Source organism: Chryseobacterium mucoviscidosis, assembly GCF_002177115.1.
GTDB lineage: Bacteria > Bacteroidota > Bacteroidia > Flavobacteriales > Weeksellaceae > Chryseobacterium > Chryseobacterium mucoviscidosis.
This window is the reverse complement of record NZ_MVAG01000102.1, coordinates 1-231: the sequence shown is the minus strand read 5'-3', so window position 1 is coordinate 231 and position 231 is coordinate 1. Positions and strand designations below refer to the sequence as shown.

Here is a 231-nt window from a genome sequence, read left to right as displayed (position 1 = left end):
GTCGACGCTTTTTTGGACCAGATCGACTGGAAGCTTGAAGTCTATCCGGAACCGGTCCAGCTTGATGAAATCGTTCACAGTCTTCTGCTGTCATTTTTGAGTATTTTCATTCTGCTGAATATTATGTTCCTCCTGCTCCAGTATGTCCTGCTGAAGCGGCGGACCAAGCAGGAGCGCGCCCAAAATGAAGCGCAGAAGCTCGAATTAATCGGCACCTTGGCGGCGAGCACC

General features: G+C 50.6%; 1 protein-coding gene. It reads left to right on the top strand.

Features of this window, described 5'->3' with window-relative positions:
- Window positions 1-231, top strand: a 231-nt coding sequence (locus B0E34_RS22735) for a hypothetical protein (protein ID WP_503327690.1), incomplete at both ends; no start/stop codon positions are given.